This is a genomic window from Lacisediminihabitans profunda, assembly GCF_008040105.1.
GTDB classification, from domain to species: Bacteria; Actinomycetota; Actinomycetes; order Actinomycetales; family Microbacteriaceae; genus Lacisediminihabitans; species Lacisediminihabitans profunda.
The window spans coordinates 1-261 of the sequence record NZ_VRMG01000119.1 but is presented as its reverse complement, the minus strand read 5'-3'; the positions used below and the strand labels follow the sequence as shown (position 1 = coordinate 261).

The following is a 261-nucleotide window of genomic DNA, read 5'->3' as shown; positions in this document are numbered from 1 at the left end:
GTGCTCGACGAGATCGCCGCCGCCAGGGCCGCGGGGCGCGAGGTCTGGCTGGCCTCCGCCTCCGACGAGCTTGCGGTCGCTCCGCTCGCCGAGGCGGTGGGCGCGACGGGGTGTATCGCCTCGGACGGGCGCACGTGTCTGGTCGGGCAGGCCAAGGCCGCCGCCCTGGTCGAGCGGTTCGGCGAGGGCGGTTTCGACTACGTCGGCAACGAGCGGCGCGACCTGAGCGTATGGAAGCACGCGCGGTGCGCCATCGGAGTC

1 protein-coding gene is annotated in these 261 nt (G+C 74.3%); it reads left to right on the top strand.

From position 1 onward, the window contains the following. On the top strand, window positions 1-261 hold a 261-nt coding region (locus FVP33_RS19690), incomplete at both ends, for a hypothetical protein (RefSeq protein ID WP_222706810.1).